The organism is Paenibacillus sp. DMB5 (assembly GCF_001517085.1).
Lineage (GTDB): Bacteria > Bacillota > Bacilli > Paenibacillales > Paenibacillaceae > Paenibacillus_AQ.
Map to the genome: position 1 here is coordinate 1 of NZ_LRAC01000014.1, position 14,839 is coordinate 14,839.

The 14,839-nt window shown below is 37.0% G+C and carries 17 protein-coding genes and 1 pseudogene; 15 read left to right on the plus strand and 3 right to left on the minus strand.

Annotated features, from left to right (window positions below; translation table 11 throughout):
• The first annotated feature begins 616 nt into the window (after nt 1–616).
• Together AWJ19_RS03330 and AWJ19_RS03335 are read left to right on the plus strand one after the other, a co-directional pair.
• On the plus strand, nt 617–898 hold the full coding sequence (locus AWJ19_RS03330) for a CD3324 family protein (RefSeq protein ID WP_039876272.1): 282 nt from the start codon (nt 617–619) through the stop codon (nt 896–898).
• A 132-nt stretch (nt 899–1,030) separates the two neighbouring features.
• A pseudogene (locus tag AWJ19_RS03335) lies at nt 1,031–1,372 on the plus strand (AAA family ATPase); the annotation flags it as partial.
• 774 nt (nt 1,373–2,146) lie between these two features.
• Here the strand turns inward: AWJ19_RS03335 and AWJ19_RS34545 are convergent.
• Nucleotides 2,147–2,476: a hypothetical protein gene (locus AWJ19_RS34545; protein ID WP_128083488.1), complete on the minus strand. Its 330-nt coding sequence runs from the start codon at nt 2,474–2,476 to the stop codon at nt 2,147–2,149.
• A gap of 721 nt (nt 2,477–3,197) precedes the next feature.
• Between AWJ19_RS34545 and AWJ19_RS03340 the strand changes: the two genes are divergently transcribed.
• The gene (locus AWJ19_RS03340) at nt 3,198–3,662 is read left to right on the plus strand and encodes a hypothetical protein (protein ID WP_082707678.1); all 465 of its coding nucleotides are present in this window, start codon (nt 3,198–3,200) and stop codon (nt 3,660–3,662) included.
• Nucleotides 3,662–4,480, plus strand: a complete 819-nt coding sequence (locus AWJ19_RS03345) for a hypothetical protein (RefSeq protein ID WP_068721552.1) — start codon at nt 3,662–3,664, stop codon at nt 4,478–4,480. Before AWJ19_RS03340 ends, AWJ19_RS03345 begins: the two co-directional genes overlap by 1 nt.
• A 572-nt stretch (nt 4,481–5,052) precedes the next feature.
• Here the strand turns inward: AWJ19_RS03345 and AWJ19_RS03350 are convergent.
• Together AWJ19_RS03350 and AWJ19_RS03355 are read right to left on the minus strand one after the other, a co-directional pair.
• The gene (locus AWJ19_RS03350; RefSeq protein ID WP_068721558.1) at nt 5,053–5,523 is read right to left on the minus strand and encodes a hypothetical protein; all 471 of its coding nucleotides are present in this window, start codon (nt 5,521–5,523) and stop codon (nt 5,053–5,055) included.
• Nucleotides 5,524–5,703: 180 nt separating this feature from the next.
• On the minus strand, nt 5,704–5,913 hold the full coding sequence (locus tag AWJ19_RS03355) for a hypothetical protein (protein ID WP_068721560.1): 210 nt from the start codon (nt 5,911–5,913) through the stop codon (nt 5,704–5,706).
• Between the two features lie 710 nt (nt 5,914–6,623).
• Here AWJ19_RS03355 and AWJ19_RS03365 point away from each other — a divergent pair.
• The 11 genes from AWJ19_RS03365 (at nt 6,624) to AWJ19_RS03415 (ending at nt 14,509) form a co-directional block, all read left to right on the plus strand.
• Nucleotides 6,624–6,830, plus strand: a complete 207-nt coding sequence (locus tag AWJ19_RS03365; protein WP_068721564.1) for a hypothetical protein — start codon at nt 6,624–6,626, stop codon at nt 6,828–6,830.
• Entirely contained in the window at nt 6,827–7,783 is a 957-nt protein-coding gene (locus tag AWJ19_RS03370) for a hypothetical protein (protein ID WP_068721566.1), read from the plus strand. The genes AWJ19_RS03365 and AWJ19_RS03370 overlap by 4 nt, the downstream gene beginning before the upstream one ends.
• A gap of 4 nt (nt 7,784–7,787) precedes the next feature.
• A complete protein-coding gene (locus AWJ19_RS03375; protein WP_082707679.1) occupies nt 7,788–8,276 on the plus strand; it encodes a hypothetical protein in 489 nt (162 codons plus the stop codon).
• Nucleotides 8,263–10,284 carry a hypothetical protein gene (locus AWJ19_RS03380; RefSeq protein ID WP_068721568.1) on the plus strand — a complete coding sequence of 674 codons (2,022 nt, stop codon included), beginning with the start codon at nt 8,263–8,265 and terminating at the stop codon, nt 10,282–10,284. Before AWJ19_RS03375 ends, AWJ19_RS03380 begins: the two co-directional genes overlap by 14 nt.
• 127 nt (nt 10,285–10,411) lie before the next feature.
• The gene (locus AWJ19_RS03385) at nt 10,412–10,924 is read left to right on the plus strand and encodes a deaminase domain-containing protein (RefSeq protein ID WP_068721570.1); all 513 of its coding nucleotides are present in this window, start codon (nt 10,412–10,414) and stop codon (nt 10,922–10,924) included.
• A gap of 14 nt (nt 10,925–10,938) precedes the next feature.
• Complete coding sequence (locus AWJ19_RS03390) at nt 10,939–11,289, plus strand: hypothetical protein (RefSeq protein ID WP_068721572.1); 351 nt, start codon at nt 10,939–10,941, stop codon at nt 11,287–11,289.
• A gap of 469 nt (nt 11,290–11,758) precedes the next feature.
• Entirely contained in the window at nt 11,759–12,904 is a 1,146-nt protein-coding gene (tnpB, locus tag AWJ19_RS03395; RefSeq protein ID WP_198536461.1) for an IS200/IS605 family element RNA-guided endonuclease TnpB, read from the plus strand.
• Nucleotides 12,905–13,103: 199 nt separating this feature from the next.
• On the plus strand, nt 13,104–13,376 hold the full coding sequence (locus AWJ19_RS35565) for a hypothetical protein (protein WP_068721576.1): 273 nt from the start codon (nt 13,104–13,106) through the stop codon (nt 13,374–13,376).
• A 15-nt stretch (nt 13,377–13,391) separates the two neighbouring features.
• Nucleotides 13,392–13,667, plus strand: a complete 276-nt coding sequence (locus AWJ19_RS03405) for a hypothetical protein (protein ID WP_068721578.1) — start codon at nt 13,392–13,394, stop codon at nt 13,665–13,667.
• A complete protein-coding gene (locus AWJ19_RS03410; RefSeq protein ID WP_068721581.1) occupies nt 13,667–14,176 on the plus strand; it encodes a hypothetical protein in 510 nt (169 codons plus the stop codon). The genes AWJ19_RS03405 and AWJ19_RS03410 overlap by 1 nt, the downstream gene beginning before the upstream one ends.
• 72 nt (nt 14,177–14,248) lie before the next feature.
• The gene (locus AWJ19_RS03415) at nt 14,249–14,509 is read left to right on the plus strand and encodes a hypothetical protein (RefSeq protein WP_068721583.1); all 261 of its coding nucleotides are present in this window, start codon (nt 14,249–14,251) and stop codon (nt 14,507–14,509) included.
• The last annotated feature ends 330 nt before the right edge of the window (nt 14,510–14,839 follow it).

A 14,839-nucleotide genomic window follows, 5' to 3' on the forward strand; every position in this document is an offset into this window, starting at 1 on the left:
GGGGTGCACTTCAGTTTACAGGTGCGGTCCTTTTTTACTTAGACGAGGGCTCCGGGCTCTGCCCGCTGAACCGGAAACGGTCACCTGCTGCTGCATGTCTGCGGCCATAGCGGACAGCGCTGCGGCCGGGGAGGTGATCTCCTCGATCGAACCAGGCCCCTTTTTCCGACATTAATCGACCAAGTAATTAATTTTTCGGCAAAAAACCTTTTCCGGTTCTGGTGAAGAACGATTATAACTGTTCTTGATCTTGTATCACCCTGGCAGCTATGGCTTAATAATAAGTGTCCGGCCGGGCAAGATTACTTCTGGAAGGAGGCTGATTGAAATGATTTCAGTATACGAGGTGGTTTCCGTCTAAGACGGAAATCCTGTTTACGGGGAGGCCGCGAGGCCTCCTTACTTACAAACACCTGACAGCAGGCTCACCCCTCAGAGGGGAGAATGAAATAAATATGAGAACGAATGTAGACGCTAACCATAGGGTTTTATATAATGAACTTACGGTATTTACCAAATATGAGCTGAAGAAAGGAGGCAGGTGCAATGATTATTACTTTAGATGCTGCAATTGACGGACGCAAAGGGACACACCTGTTGAAGGAGGAAACACAACGTGAGTTATGTAAATGGAAAGGATGTGCTCCCCCCGGGCCTGCTCGAAGAGCTTCAGGGATACATTCAAGGTGAATTGCTCTACATCCCGAAGAAGACGGAGCAACGGGTAAGATGGGGTGAGAACAGCGGCTCCCGGCAGGAGATTGCCAGCCGCAACAAGGAGATTTTCTGCAGTCACAGCAGCGGCTGCTCGGTGAACGAGCTGCAGAAGAGATACCACCTCTCAGAGGAAAGCATCCGCAAGATTATTTCAAAAATGCGGCTTGCGATGAACCGCTAGCCTGAAATTTGAACTAAGAGCATGGCGCCCGCTTAGCGTAGCGAGGTCATGCTCTTTCTATGTTTTGTGGTATGATAGGGAGAGGTATTCAGGTGCATCTTGCCTGAAAGTTAAGAGCAAGGAAGTGGACTTATGGATTTATTCTCACTCGGGGACAATACCGGAGGCGGCCGTCTGCTCGCAGACCGCATGCGTCCGCAGAGTCTTGATGAATATATCGGCCAGGAGCATATTGTCGGGCCGGGCAAGCTGCTGCGCAGGGCGATCGAGGCGGATCAGGTCTCCTCGATTCTGCTGTATGGCCCTCCGGGCTGCGGCAAGACAACGCTGGCCCATATTATTTCCCATCATACACAGGGCGAATTTGTGCGGCTGAATGCGGTTGAAGCCTCTGTTAAGGATGTGCGGGAGGTTATTGACCGCGCGCAGAGCAACAAGGCGCTGTACGGCACGAAGACGATTCTGTTTCTGGATGTTCTGTGCACCAAAAGTATATCAATATAAATAATGTACTATGCAGCACAAAGCTCTAAACTGCAGCCTTCATACAGCGTGTACTCTTATAGGATAGAGTTCACTCATTGATGGGGGATTTTAATGGTGGAGGGCAAAGCCCAACCGAAGGGGCGGGAGCGGATTTTATTAATTCTTTCATAGCATTTGAATGAAAGAAGCATACCCAAGACTACAGATACTCATTACAAATGATAACAGAAGTAATGAATTTCAGCAAAGGGTAAGCGTAATCAAAAACACTTGATTATAAATGAGTGTCATCCCACATAAACGAAAAGTACAAATATGTATAAAAAAAGATGTAAACCAAAAGAACTTAAAAGTGCAAAACACCATGAACAAGAATGTCCAAGATTATATGGACTATAGAGGCTCTCAAAGGCTGTCTAGAACATGCATAGTTGAGTATACATTATCCTCCCCGCATTAAACCAATAGCCTGTTAAAATAGCCCCCAGTCAGCAAAATCACAATGACAGTTACGGGTGCTAATATCCCACAACGATAATGAGCTGAAATACGAACTATACCATTAAAAGAAATTCTCACATGCGTAAATTATTAGATTAATACGTTTGTGTTATTTACTGCATGTATGTTTACGAGAATACAGAAGGTATGCTCTGATAGTCTTAAGTGTTGATGTATTTAAGCTGCTGACGAATTGAAAGTGCGCCAAAGCCATGTAGAGAGGCTTTAGCGCTTTAACAGTTGTGCGAGGAAGGTTCGAATCTACGATTCGCTAGATGTAGGAGGAGTGTCGAAGAGAGTTTTCTTCACAGGACTCACTATTTGAGGATGAACTGAAATCCGTTTAAGTAAGACAAACAGCAACGCAGAATTTTTTTCAATATGAGGAATACTGGAGAGTTGATTGTAGGTCAGTTCCAATAGAGCTCCTATGGTTAAAATTTTAGCACGTACGAGACGCCTGGTTAACTCATTTATCTTGGGAAGTTCTTCTGGAAGGGCTGCCTTTTCGATATAGCGTATCCAAAGCGGATACAATTCAACAGGGATTGGGAAAAGCACTTTTAACAATTTATCTGGTTGTTTTTTCATGGTGTCCTTATTTTTGTTGAAGTTTAGTTTGGTAAGGTGAGTTTGAAGTGTCTTATATGTGCACATAAGAATAGAGGGAAAGATATTAAATATATAGACTATGTATAATTAGAGAAGATGGATAGGTTCATCGTCTCGTAAAAGAGGATAATTTACTGAATATCTAGATGAACGTATTAAAATAATTAACTTTAATAAAATGGATGGAGTTGGGATTTTTAATTGACCAGATTATAAGGCTATCAATTGTAAATAACTTGGATGGGGAGGAATAATTGCCTTCCTCGTTATAATTATTCCTTGTAGTAGACCAACCAAAGGATAACAGAAAGGTGAGTGAGGAAAGTGAAATATTTTTAGTCCATCTTTCCGTTGCTTTGGAGCAGCACCACTGAGCTTCATTTAAAGCTCAGTTAATATGCAACTTAGTGACATACATAATGGTTTCGTAAGACTATGTCGGAATACTCACTACAATCCTTAAAATTCTACATCTCCTGCTGTTTGCTATTGCTATATCTAAACATTGTCGATAACCTATTTGAATTATCGGCAATGCGTTTAGATTCTTTGAGAATATAATGCTCTAAAGTCATGGAAATAAGAGAGATTCAAATTAAAGTGTGTGATAGTTTGTTTATAAGACTTAAAAATAGAAATATGAGATAATAGAAAAACGCAAAAGGGTATAACTCAGGAATTATCTCAGGAGGAGATTTCAATGAGCGAAGTGAAAATGACGTTTACTATTCAAGGAGATAGTGAAGGGTACATAACACTAGAATGTCCGTTTTGCAATTCCGAATTTAAAGCTCAAGCTGGGGAGTTGCAAAATAATGATTTCCCGGTCATAGACCTGTTTTGTCCATATTGTGGATTAACAAGCAACAGAAATGATTTTTACACCAGAGAAACTGTGGAGAAGATACAAACAATGGCAACGAACTACGCCATTGAACATTTAAATAAAACTTTTGGTAAAATGGCCCGACGAATTAATAGTAGCAATCGTGGCATTATCAAAATGGATTTTAAACCATTGAAGTTGGTTAACGTAAAGGAACTTAAGGATAGAGATACAACAGAACAAATTTTTACTTGTAAAAGCTGTGAAAATCATGTGAAGGTACTCTATTGCGCAGGTGCAGCAAAAGTTTACTGTCCTTATTGTGGGGTGGATATATAATGAATTTGACTGAACTCAGACTACTAAGCCTGGACTTCAGAAGGGTATCAAGTAATATGCTTATGCCGGATGCAGATACAGCAACCGTGCAATTAAGACGGTTTAAGAGCTACATAGACTCTTCACCAGCTATAGCCACTATCATTCAGGAACGTATTCAGGGTGTAGAGTACGATTTTAAACAATGTTTTCTGATTGAAGGTTCAGGATGGCATTACATAGAGCCACCTGTTGATGAGGTAAGTCATCTCAAAGCTCAGTACGATTTTATGACGTTCTTATGTACTGAAAACATTGATGTGAAAGGTATTGCGCATAGTTTTCTGCATAATAAAGGAAATTGGACGGATATCGTTAGACAATTTTTAGATAAATCATTCAAGCCTCTTGTTGACTTTGTTGTCGATGCACTATCTAAAAGAATTATGCTACTGGAGGGGGATAAGGTTATGGGAAACATTTATCAAAACATTGGAAATAATTACGGGAACGTCAACGCAGCTGGAAGAGATGTTACATACAGCGGAAATATTTCAGATAATGATATTAGTGAAATTAAGGCATTAATTGAGAAGCTGTTACCCACTATTCAGGGTATCGACTTAACAGAAGAAGAAAAGGAAAGTTTGACTGATGATTTGGAAACGATTAGTGAGCAGTTGGACTCACCTAAACCTAAGTTTCCAAGATTAAAGAAAGCAATGGAAAACATTAAAGGGTTTGTAGATGATACTTCCAAAGGGGCTGTCGTAGCGACTGCGTGGCTTACTGATTGGCAAGAGTTAGTTACGAAGCTTGGAGAACTTACGGGGAAATGAATCGATACAACGAGTAATATGAACAGCGTAAAGAAGAGATTACTTCCTTCCTATATTTTTTTATTTAAACCTCATTGCCCGTTATCAAATTTTTACATTTATCGTCTGCCGCCCCCTATGCATTGATTATAGCTATATCCATATCATAATATGAATAGAATAAAATGGATGGAAAGTCGTATCATATATGAATGTTTTCAACAGGAACTTGCTGAACACGCCCTAGATTTCGCGGCTTCAATTGGATGACTGGTAACTACAGTTCAAAAAAAAGTTGAGTTGCGAATAGATTGGTATAGTCGGAATACGAATAATAGGCAATTAAAAAGTAAAAAGATATTTTGAAAGGGATTCATATGTTTTTTGTTGATACAGTGAAGTGCGTTCACATTAGATTTTGTCAAAACAATAATACCCTCACTTAGTCTGCTGAAGTGGGGGTATTATTGTTTTTGATAAACTACTCGCGTGTTTGTCACTGATTGATACGGATATTCTTTTTTCGTTACAATTTAATTATTCATCGAAACAAAAATGGAGGGTTAATACTGACCCTCCATTTTTGTTTTATCTTACCATCTCTTTCTACTAAACAGCTTCTTACCAACTTTCCAAGCAGCACCTATAGCAATTGCAGGCAGGACAACTGGTGCAGCGGCTATTGCCGCAGCTCCAACAGCAGCTCCTGCTGCAATAACAGCTCCGCCCGCTGCTGTTCCGGCAATTGCGGTACCAGCAGTTGCAATAGCTCCACCTACTGCTGTACTAGCCACGGCAGAAGTCACAGCAGTAGCTGCTGCCATAGTTGAGGCTATAGCGGCAGTTGCCGCTCCGGTTACAGCACCGGTGATTGCTGCTCCAGCCGCAATTGAGGCTCCACCGACTGTAGTTCCAGCTATTGATGCACCTGCTGTACCCACAGCACTTGCAATTGCTGCTCCAGCTGTAGTCTGAGCGGCGGCTGCAACTGCTGCTCCTGCGATATAAGCAGTTCCCGCTGATATAGCTGTATCAACGGCAATATCTTTTGTAGCTTCTTTCATTTCTTTATCGCCAGTAATAACATCAACCAGGTTAGAACCAATACTTATACCAGCTCCAAAATGTGCACCCGATTTAGCTGCCTGAACACCTGCATTATGGGCGTTAAATAAGTTCTTTGATGAGGCATATGCTTTAGAGGTAACTACTGCGTTCTTGTTTCCGGTTACTTTTCGTTCCAATTACATGGTCTTACTTAGTTGAGTAACTTGTTTATTGCTGATATCGGATTCAATGACTTTCATACCAGCTTGTCTTGCCTTTTGAGCTAAAGCAGTGTTGCCCTTATCGACAATGAGTGTTTGACCTTTGTATTTTGTAAAATTAATGTTTGCATTGGCTTGACCTACTTTTGCTTGTACAAAGAACTTTCTTCCATTTTTTTTAATCATAAAGTCTGCGACACCGTTGTTGTTAATAACAATGGTGAGGATGCCTTAAGCCGTTTCGTTTGATGCATGAAGGTGTTCAAACAAAAATCCTTTTAATCCGTATTTCCCTCCACGCCTTGTATTTAACAAGCAGAGTTGCTTTGCCAAATCTTTATTAACACGAGCTTTATGTAGGATTAAGGACATGGACTTGTTAGAAGTTTGCGTCCCAGCGATTACTCCAATCGACTTAGCAGATTCCTTCTTCCTTTTCCGAGCAACAAGATAGAATGAGGTAGCTTTATTAGTTTCTTGTTTAATTCCAATAGTTGAGTCATTTTGAGACTCATATATTTCTGCCACTTTTTTTGAGTACGTCTCTTACTGACTCGTGATGAATAGAATTTAAATGAGCACTACTACGTCCACTTGAACTGTCCATGCTATACCCACTTTCTTTATAAATCATACCGGGAAAATTTCCCTAGGTTTAAGTATATACCATAGGAATATTTGGCTGTCTATTAGAGAATCGAGCAAATAATTATATACTCATTCTTATAACTTAAGTAGTAGTTCACCTTTTAAAGTAGCTCAATAACATTATAAAAATATCCATTCAATTTTATATGGTTGCTCACTAACTTTAAGATATTACCTGATTGTTCTTTTGGGAATCTAATGGTAATATGAGGTTTTAAAGGGAATGTTTTGAGTGAGGAGCTGAGACAATGACTACTACAGTGCCTCGTGAAGATGACCAGCTGTTCTTTATTGACATGGAGGTAATCATTGTCAAGGTATATCCAAATTTCCAATTGGCTAAAGTTCGTTATCTGGGTGCTGTGGAAACTTTCATGGTGGATTACAATGTATTGCAACCATATGCGGATGTAAGAAGTTCATTATCTATATCATTATTAGGTGGGGTTTTATGATTTTGAAGTTTATAGACACTCCTTTAGACGGGAAGTCTTGGGAAACATTGATGAACTCATGTTATAGAATGAAATTTCAAGATGAGCATTTCACAGAAATACCGGCTGTACATGGTGGTGATGCTGGTATTGAAGGCTTTACACGTAAGGGAAGGGTATATCAATGTTACTGTCCAGAGCGTGAATACACAGATGATGAGTTACATGACCATTTAAGAGATAAGATGACTAAAGATATCGGTAAGCTAACATCACCTAAATATGCAGATAGATTAAAAGGATTAGGCGTACCAGTGATTACAGAATGGCATTTTGTTATTCCAAACTATAGAGATTCGAGAATTATATCGCATGCAGAAACCAAGCGTAAAGAAGTTATTACTTTGAAGCATGCTGACCCAATTAAATATGATTACATAGATGACAACTTTATTATTGTGATTAAGCAGGCAGAAGATTTTAAGGTTGAAATATCCAAGATAGTGAGAACAAACCTGACGGATATGCAGCTGAATATTGCAATTCACCATACAACTGCTGCTCCTGATTGGTCCCAGTGTGATTCAGAGAAAGTTAACAATATCAAGAGAAAAGTAAAGGCTGTAATGGGCGACATTGATGATTTGGATGAAGATTATAATGAACTAGTCAATATGTATGTTAATTCGTACATCAATGGAATAGAAATTATGAAGGTACTTCGAGTTTCCTATTCCGAAATGTATGAAGAAATATTTGCACTAGAGCAATCATATAAGAAGCAAGTTTTTTCCAAAACGAGGATGAATACAAATAGTTCGATTAATGCACAATTATTTAATGAAATTATGGATGATTTCCAAAAGAAGTTGGAAGATTTTAAATATTTGAATATGGCATCGATTATGGAATTAAAGCTTGACATTATTAGTGGATGGCTTGCTGATTGTTCCATGCAATTTAGAAGCAGGTGAGTAAATGATGAACAATAATAACTATATTTTAGCAGACGAAATCATTTTTGAAGCTAAACCAGACGCTGTGCCGTATAACTATCGAATCAGCTACAAGATGGCTCAGCTATGTTTAATTATGGAGATGTGTAGTCGTGGTGGCTGTTCATTATTAAAACTACACATGATTTCAGTCGGACTTAGCACAAAACAGGACATGGAAGATTTGAGGGAATTAGCATATGACCGATTAGCAAATTATACAGTCGTTCGTTTTGATCCTGCAGTTAATCATGCTATACGATTTGCAGTTGCTGATGGACTAATCGTTCAACAACAGAATGCCTTGTACAAGCTGTCCAAGTTGGGAAAGGCATATGTGAAAAAGATTATTAAGGACACACAACTAATGAAGGAAGAAAAACGTTATCTATCTGTATTATCCACGATGCTTACAGAAGATAAAATTAAGGCTCTTACATCTTTGTGGAGGTATTCCAGTGCTGAGAATTAAACGGTTAAAAACTCAAATCAAAACAAGCAATGGTACATACGGATTTGATAATATATTTATGGATGGATTAAATATTATAGCAAGTGAAGACAATACGAGCGGCAAAAGTTCTGTCATTGCTGCTATATATTATTGTCTTGGTTTTGAAGAAATTATAGGTGGTAAAGGGGAAAAGGTTCTTACAGCGGTTTATAAGACAGCCATTGAGGAAGGAGAAGAGGTCTGGCCAGTCCTAGAGTCAGGAGCATATCTTGAAATTTATAATGGGAAAGAAATAGTTACGATTTACCGTTCTGCTAAGATGGAGGGGAGAAATAGTAGTCTCATTACTGTTTATCACAGTGGAATGAATGATATAAAAAAAGCAGGTGTCTTAATTGAAGATATGTATGTACATATGCCTAACTCATCTGTAAATACAAAAGGATTTCATACTTTTTTAGAGAGCTTTTTACATATTGAACTTCCCCTTGTGCCAGCTGCCGATGATGGAACAAGAAAATTATATTTACAATTAATTTTCTCTGCAATGTTTATAGAGCAAAAAAATGGTTGGTCGAATATCATGTCAGGCATGCCATTTTTTGGCATCAGAGAGTCGAAAAAACGTGTGCTTGAGTTTTTATTACATTTGGATACTCTAGAAAATGAAAAGAAAAAAGATTCTTTGAGAACAAAAGAAAGTAGTATAAAGTTTCAATGGGACTCAATAATTAAAGAATTAAATATTCTTTTATACAGAGAAGGTTGCGTTCCCCATGGACTACCATTGACCCCACAGATATTATCTGAAGAAGATTTATTAGACCTTTTTATAAAAAAAGAAGATAGGGAGATAGATGAATATATTGAAAAGCTTCAAGAAGAGTATAATCAGCTAATACTTTTAAAACCTAGAGTAGTTGATAATTTTGATACTATTCAACAAGAGCTTAATGCTACTGAAAACTCTATTGATGAATTTGAACGTGAGCTCTATAAAAATAGAAGTATACTACATTCTGAAAGTAGCAGTATTGAAAAATTATCAAACAATCTAGAAATTATTGAAAATGATATTCGGAATAATAAAGATGCGGCTAGATTAAGAAACCTTGGTTCGGAACTGGATTTAGCGACAACGAAGGATACATGCCCTGTATGTAGCCAACCTATTCAAGATACATTAATACCCCATTCTGGTCATATGCAAGCCATGAGCATTGATGAAAACATTAGACATTTAATTGCTCAGAAAGATATGCTTGAATTTGCTCAAGCGGGTCATCGAAGAAATATGGAAAGAATAAGAGAGCGAATTGTACAACTTGAAAATAGCTTACTAAAACTTCGTAGCATGGCCAAATCTTTAAGAAATGATTTGTATTCAATTAATGACAATATATCTGAATCAATTATTCGTAAGAAGTTACAGCTAGATGCTGAAATGAATAGTTTATATCAATTAGTTGAGTATTTTAATTCAAAAAAACAAAAACTTAGTGAACTATCTGAGGAATGGAAAAAATATTTAACAGACAAAGCAGATCTTCCAAAAAAGAAATTCTCTGATTCAGATGAAGAAAAAAGAAAGACTCTAAGAAATCATTTCATCAGAAATCTTATGCAATTCGGATATAAAAGCATACCGAATTTAAATCAAATTGATATATCTATGGATTCGTACCTTCCCGTTATTGAAGGGTTTGATATGAAATTCGATTCGTCCGCAAGTGATAATATAAGAGCAATATGGTCCTTCGTGTTATCCCTATTAGAAACTTCTAATGAAAGGTCAGGAAATCATCCAGGGGTACTTATCTTTGATGAGCCTGCACAACATAGTATCGTTAGCAGCGATGTTGAGAAGTTTTTTAATCACATCATCAAACTTAAGAATAGTCAGGTTATTGTTGGAATGACGATAAGGGATAGTGATACACGTCAGACGATTAAGAAGTTATCTGAAGAAAGTTTTAATTTAATTAAAGTCCCTTACAAAGCTTTTAAAAAATTCTCTGTTGATTGAGTGTAAAGTAATTGATTAAGAATCTGTTTAAATAATATAATACGATATTAGTTGGATTTTGTAAAAAAATAGAAACTGTCGTATAATAGTTATGATATACTGATAGTAGAAGAGGTTGTGTCCACACTTGAAAGAACAGAAGTACTTAAAAAGCCAATGGGGCACAGTGCTAAAAGCAAGAGCTGATGATGTAAGAGCGGATATGCTAGAAATGGTGGAAATTATCGGAGTACATGCAAAAGCACTGGCCAAGAGTGGAAACATTGCAATTGCTTATTATGAAATCGACGGCAAAAATGGTTATTTGTATAGCCATAGCCAAGTAAATTATTTAACGCACCCTATAGCGGAATATAACCTTTTTGTACTTGTTAAAGACAATAGAAAATTTTCTACATTAATCGTAGATTCGGATGGGACAATTGGTGAGGGGTTTAACCGCTTTACGGATTCTGAAGCTAAAATCTTAGAAGAAATTGCTTCAACCTTTTCAAATGGTTCTTCTGGCTCAATAGAACTGTTTACCGATAATCAAACTTGTTCTAGTTGTGAGTATGTAATCGAGCAATTTGAAGAAATGTACCCTAACATTCATATAAACGTATATTATGAAAAAAGCATTACGAAACATAATCGATAAGGGAGGCTATCACTATGGCGACTGAAGTTGAAATCTTGGATACAATGGAAATTGCAGAAGTGTTATACTTCCAATTTCGCCATGCAGAAAGTAATACTGCTGTCGAAGCGAGCAGTCGTGTCATCGAAGAGTTGAGGGATAAATTTTACAACAGTGAGGCTATTTACAGAGCGGCGATTATGACACAGTTATTAATACTTAATAATAACAATCGGGATGTATATAGATATTTTACTAAATATATCGACAAACGGACATTAGTGCAGATAACTCACCAATTAAATCTACAACCGAGTACTCAAAGTTACGTCAGTATTATAAGAACGAATGTAGAAAAAGTAGAGGCAATGAAACTGGGGCATTAAAGCAAATAAGAAATTAACACCCAAAGAACCAATGCCCTTCCAGGGGACTTGGTTCTTTTTTTGAATGGAAGTTTAAGCATTAATTGATGATTAACTTTAATGACTAATTAATTTGAGGTCTTTTTTACTTTCGGCAATCTAAAAGCCCCCATGATTCATGGCTTTTACTATATCCGAACTTCATTAAGGGAGAGAAGACTATGGGGAATATCTCTCAAGATAAATGGAATATATGTAGTAAATAAAGCATACTATAATAAGGTGTGCTTTATCAAAAAGATAATACCCCCACTTCAGCAAAGCAAGTGGGGGATAATAATAAAGTAATGCTGAGCGTATATAATCACTGATTATATGCGCTTTTATATAAAAAATATCATAAATCGTATACACTAATTTGATGGTTTAAAGACTCCTCATATAATAAGTTTAAATGTTATGGAGGAGTTCAATTTGAGTTATGAAACACATCATCATGAAAGCTTACAAATTTAGAATCTATCCAACCTATGAACAAATCATATTGATTAACAAAACGATTGGTTGTAGTCGATATATTTTTAATTATTTTTTAAACCAATGGAATACTACGTTTCGTGAGACGGGAAAAGGTCTGTCGTATAAAATATGTTCTGACCAATTGCCACACTTAAAGTTGGAGCATGAATGGCTTAAAGAGGTCGATAGCATTGCGCTTCAGTCTTCAACCCGAAATTTGAGTGACGCATTTGACCGCTTTTTCAAAGGGCAAAATGAGTTGCCCAGATTCAAATCCAAAAAGAATAAGGTGCAGTCATACATTACGCGGTTTACCAATCATAATATTAAGATTGAGAAACAGGGTCTGTTAAAGCTACCTAAATTAGGATTCATACGCTTTGCGCAGTCTCGCCAGGTAGAAGGACGAATCATTAACGCTACCGTCAGGAGAAATCCTAGTGGTAAGTATTTTGTATCCATTATGAGTGAAGTGGAAGTTGAAAAACTGTCAAACAGCACACCAATGCGAAACATTGGAATTGATGTGGGACTCAAAACGTTTGCAACGTGTTCCAACGAAATGGTATATGAAAATCCAAAGTTCTTTCGTAAAAAGGAACAGAAGTTGGCCCAATTACAACGAATCTTATCACGCAGAAAAGTCGGCTCAAACCGTTGGAATAAACAAAGAGTAAAAGTAGCACGTATGCATGAGTCCATAACAAATGCACGTATGGATTTTTTGCATAAGGTTTCAACCGATATTGTCAAAAAACACGATATTATCGGAATTGAACATTTAAAAATTTCAAATTTAATAAAAAACAAAAAGCTTTCAAAAGCGATTAGTGAGGTATCTTGGTCCGAATTCTTCAGGATGCTGAAATACAAATCACTGTGGTACGGACGTACTACAATGGAAGTAGCGAGCGATTATCCTTCTTCCCAATTATGCTCCAATTGTAATTATCAAAATCGGGATGTGAAGAATCTTAATTTGAGAATGTGGACATGTCCAAATTGTAATGCGAATCATGACCGTGATGTTAATGCTTCAAAAAACATACAAAAAGAATCTCTTCGTTTGTACAACGAAAGGATTCAAACCACAGGAACTGTGGGGCTTGCTCAATAAAATAACGTTCCATAAGGAACGTGTTCTTGAGAATCGCCCACTTCAACAAGTGGGCGTTGTTCAAAGAGGAGTACTAATATCAATATTGAAAATTCAATTTATCTAGTAGTCACTGAATAGAGAATTTGATATTATATTTGGGTGATAATGTAAGGAAGGAGAATGTTAACCTGCATTGAGATGATAAGGAGAGATAAGAGTGGTTCCATGGGTACATGTCATATATTATGTGGATAGGATAAGAGTATCTAACAGCAAGGAAGATGATGTCTTAAAAATAGTATGGCATGTATCAAGTTTGAGTATAAGTATAGAGGATAAGATTCAGTTATTTGATAATATTTTCAAAGAACTGTGTTCACCGACATATCAAACGGAGAATGAATACTTAGAGAAGTCAAAAGATAACAAGCATTATCTTCAGCTAATAAAAATAGCATCGGATATTTTGAAGAACAACAATACAAAATAAAGGGGGGGCAGAAAGATGAAAGAAGCTTTAGTCAATAAATATGCAAAGCAGCTAAAAGAAAATGTTGGCACAAAAGAACAAACAGAGATACTACAAGAAATTAATGATGCAGAAATCGAAATGGATGATAAAATTTGGATATTTGACTCTTTATATAACGAGTTAAGTAAACCGGTTATAAGAAGAGGGTTCCTATTCTTACAAGAATCTCAGGACAATAAGCATTTGTTATCATTAATAGCTAATATGTCGACTGCACTAAAAAATAAGAACGAAAGTGAGAAGAAATAATGGCTCAACTAATAGTATCTATTATAGGAATAACTATATCTGCATTTGCATTGCTTGTAGCATTTAAGGCGAGTAAAGCATCCGAAAAAGCTAATGATGAAGCTACTAGACTAAAAGGTTATTACAATGGGCTTGTAGAGCGCAATAATCAATTTATGTCCGGTCAGACTGAACTACAGTTAAATCAAACGATTGAGGAAACAAAAAGGCATCTCATGAATGTTGCTTTTAAAATAGCAGACCTTCCAGAAAGTGTAGATGATAACGTCAAAAGTATGTTGGATAGTTTGTTTAAAGCTGCAATAGAAAGTAATGCAAATGCTTACGAAACTGCATGTGGATTATACATAGATGATAAGATTGACAAAGCACGATTCCAAAAGTTATATCATATTGAGATAAGAAGGATAATTGAAGACGCTTCATTTAATAACCTTTTTCATCCTCAAGATACTTCGAAATATAGAGCAATATGGCGTGTCTACAAAGAATGGAATCACCAAGAATAAATTGCAAAGTCGGCTCATAAAGCAAAAGTACCAGTTGGTTTTTTATAATCATAATAATAATGATGGGAAAGGATGATAACGATTAGTACACTTCCCGAAAATTACCGTAAACGTTGGACACAAGAAGAGAATAATAAAGTATATGAGTTTGCAGATAGTTTAAATTCTCAAGAAGAGCTTACTGAACGCGCTCCAGACTTTGCTGCATCGATTGGTAGACCAATCAGTACAGTACAATATAAGGTTGAGAAACGAAAAGGTTGGTATAGTCGGAATACAAACAAAAAAGCTAAATTAGTCAAGGATAACTCCAGGGAAATAATAAATAAATAAGGATTTCGGTTTTTTCGATTAATATTGATTGGCTGTTTATCATAAAGAGCTTAGCATTCGTCTAAATAAAAAAGGAGGGTTACTATTGACCCTCCTTTTTTTCGTAGTCTTACTTTCTTCTTGTGCTAATTAGATATACCGACTATCCAGACAGCTGCAGTTGTCGCTTCATTTCGACCAAATACGGTAGTGGCAGTTCTACCAACTGCGTTATTAGCAATTAAGTTACCAATGACTCTAATAGCGTCATAGTGCCCTACAGCAGCGTACAACGGCAGCAGTTATAGCCTAGGCATTGGATGGCTGTGGTTGTAGCAGCATTAGTCGCTC

Excerpts from the sequence above, each read along its gene's own strand:
- AWJ19_RS34545 (WP_128083488.1), bottom strand. The coding sequence starts at position 2,476 with ATGAAAAAACAACCAGATAAATTGTTAAAAGTGCTTTTCCCAATCCCT.
- AWJ19_RS03340 (WP_082707678.1), top strand. The coding sequence starts at position 3,198 with ATGAGCGAAGTGAAAATGACGTTTACTATTCAAGGAGATAGTGAAGGG.
- AWJ19_RS03345 (WP_068721552.1), top strand. The coding sequence starts at position 3,662 with ATGAATTTGACTGAACTCAGACTACTAAGCCTGGACTTCAGAAGGGTA.
- AWJ19_RS03350 (WP_068721558.1), bottom strand. The coding sequence starts at position 5,523 with ATGAAAGAAGCTACAAAAGATATTGCCGTTGATACAGCTATATCAGCG.
- AWJ19_RS03355 (WP_068721560.1), bottom strand. The coding sequence starts at position 5,913 with ATGATTAAAAAAAATGGAAGAAAGTTCTTTGTACAAGCAAAAGTAGGT.
- AWJ19_RS03365 (WP_068721564.1), top strand. The coding sequence starts at position 6,624 with ATGACTACTACAGTGCCTCGTGAAGATGACCAGCTGTTCTTTATTGAC.
- AWJ19_RS03370 (WP_068721566.1), top strand. The coding sequence starts at position 6,827 with ATGATTTTGAAGTTTATAGACACTCCTTTAGACGGGAAGTCTTGGGAA.
- AWJ19_RS03375 (WP_082707679.1), top strand. The coding sequence starts at position 7,788 with ATGATGAACAATAATAACTATATTTTAGCAGACGAAATCATTTTTGAA.
- AWJ19_RS03390 (WP_068721572.1), top strand. The coding sequence starts at position 10,939 with ATGGCGACTGAAGTTGAAATCTTGGATACAATGGAAATTGCAGAAGTG.
- AWJ19_RS03405 (WP_068721578.1), top strand. The coding sequence starts at position 13,392 with ATGAAAGAAGCTTTAGTCAATAAATATGCAAAGCAGCTAAAAGAAAAT.
- AWJ19_RS03410 (WP_068721581.1), top strand. The coding sequence starts at position 13,667 with ATGGCTCAACTAATAGTATCTATTATAGGAATAACTATATCTGCATTT.
- AWJ19_RS03415 (WP_068721583.1), top strand. The coding sequence starts at position 14,249 with ATGATAACGATTAGTACACTTCCCGAAAATTACCGTAAACGTTGGACA.